Source organism: Phaeobacter sp. PT47_59 (assembly GCF_028890025.1).
Taxonomy (GTDB): Bacteria; Pseudomonadota; Alphaproteobacteria; order Rhodobacterales; family Rhodobacteraceae; genus Phycobacter.
The window spans coordinates 1-1951 of record NZ_JARCJL010000061.1; the positions used below are offsets into that span (position 1 = coordinate 1).

At 63.0% G+C, this 1951-nt stretch carries 3 protein-coding genes and 1 pseudogene; all 4 read left to right on the forward strand.

From position 1 onward, the window contains the following. Positions 1 to 87, forward strand: a pseudogene (locus PXK01_RS21970) (type II toxin-antitoxin system YhaV family toxin); the annotation flags it as partial. A 94-nt stretch (positions 88 to 181) separates the two neighbouring features. Next, positions 182 to 346 carry a hypothetical protein gene (locus tag PXK01_RS21830; protein ID WP_009819683.1) on the forward strand — a complete coding sequence of 55 codons (165 nt, stop codon included), beginning with the start codon at positions 182 to 184 and terminating at the stop codon, positions 344 to 346. After that, positions 336 to 488 (forward strand): antitoxin PaaA2 family protein, encoded by a 153-nt coding sequence (locus PXK01_RS21835; protein ID WP_043754116.1) that lies wholly within the window; start codon positions 336 to 338, stop codon positions 486 to 488. Before PXK01_RS21830 ends, PXK01_RS21835 begins: the two co-directional genes overlap by 11 nt. Positions 489 to 590: 102 nt before the next feature. Beyond that, a partial coding sequence (locus PXK01_RS21840; protein WP_274861721.1) for a strawberry notch-like NTP hydrolase domain-containing protein occupies positions 591 to 1951 on the forward strand: 1361 nt, incomplete at its 3' end.

Below are 1951 nucleotides of genomic sequence, written 5' to 3' on the forward strand. Positions count from 1 at the left end.
CCTGACAATTTCGACGCGCTCTTGAAAGAAGCTGCAGCGGCAGGCAAGCGGTTCGAGAAATCCCTTGAAGCGGTGCCCGATCGGTAAGTGGGCCAGCTTGCTATGACCCTTTGGCATTATCATTTACGACGCCACGCTCGAAGATGTAGCATCGGCTGATAATGCGGTCGGAGAAAGCACAATGAATGAGACGGAAAAGGATAGGCAGCACCTCGGTCTAGAGGAGCAATGCGCGCCTGACCTGACGGGGCACCGTTTCCCAATTGCTGTGCGCGTTGCAGACATGCCCGATGACCTCGGCAAGCTGCTGGATATCGGGCTCGAGGAGCATTTCCGTGGCCGCTGAAGCGAATTCTTATGACACGTGGTTTTGCGCGCAGGTGCAGGCCGCGCTGGAGGATGCACGCTCGGGAACATCTCAGGTTCAGGTGATGCAGGCCGCACAGGCATTGATTGATGCGAAGCGGCAGGTCGAACCCAAGTCCTGACCAAGCCTTTGAGGTCGGCGCGGTCTGACTACGTCACCCTGAAAAGCGAAAGCGGGCTTTTTGTCCTTTGGAACTCAGACCCTGATCCAAAGGAAAATCCCCATGTCCAAACCCAGAACGGCCAACCCGGCTCTCGCAATCTCCGAAGCCGATCTCGCCTCTGCCCTCGCGCAAATCGGCACGGAGGTCGATGACCAGCCCCTGCGCAGTTCAGCGCTCGCGCGTATCATGCGCGAGACGTTTCATGGCAGCGATGCCGGTGGCGCCTGGGACTGGCGCATGGCCTATGACATGATGCAGGCAGCGGCTGTCCAGGTGCTGCTGCGTGGGAACGGCGCGGCAGGTGACACCGCCGCTGCAAGGCTACTTGCCTCACGGCTCCTGACGGAAACCCGCCGGTCAGAGCAGCAGATCCGGCTACAGCAGTTTTCCACGCCGCTGCCATTCGCGGCGCTGGTTTTGCGGGCCGCGGCGATCCGCAAGGGCGAGACCGTTCTGGAGCCCTCGGCTGGCACCGGTGCCCTGGCTGCTTTCGCCGCCCGGGCCGGTGCCACGCTTCTGCTCAACGAGATCGACCCCTTTCGCCAGCGCCTCCTGCGCGCGGTTTTCGGCGGCGAGGTCACAGGCCATGACGGCGAACATATCGATGATCTGCTGCAGACGCCGGTTCTACCCGAGGTCGTGGTGATGAACCCGCCCTTCGCCTCCTCGGTCGATCGCTCCCGAGACAAGCACATCGCCGCCAAGCATCTCATCGCGGCTGCAAAGCGCCTGGCACCCGGCGGGCGGCTGGTGGCGATCATGCCGCCGGGATTCACGCCCGAACGCGATGCCGCGCATTGGTCCCGCGCCTGCGGTCTCCTGACGCCGCGATTGGCGCTGACGATGCCGGGACAGGTCTATCGCAAGCTCGGCACCTCTGTCGAAACCCAGCTCATGATCTTCGACAAGGTGCAGGAGGATTGCGAGATGATCCGCGCCGTTGTGTGCGATCTGGATGAAGCCCTTCCTTTTGTCGACGCCGTGGCCGCAACCCGGCCTGAGATGCACCCCGCCCAACGGGCAGCAGCGATCCCGCACATTCGGCCGACCGTTCCATCCTCTGCTCCGCGCAAGACCGCCGCTGCGCCTGTCGCCGCCTCCAAGCCTCGGGCCAATGCCGTTGTCCCGCTAACTTTCACGAGCTTTGATATCCCGCGCGACAACACGCCCATCTCGGACATCTATGCGCGCTACCGTCCGCAACGGATCGAGATCGCGGGTGCGCAGGAACATCCCACCCCGCTCGTCGAGAGCATCGCCATGGCCTCGGTTGCCCCGCCCATGCCCTCAAATACGGGTCGTGATGACTTGCGCCTGCCCGCACGGTTGGTCGAGGAGGGTCACCTCTCCGAGGCGCAGCTGGAAACCATCATCATGGCGCATGATGCGCATGGGCGCGACCTGCCCGGTCGGTTTACCAT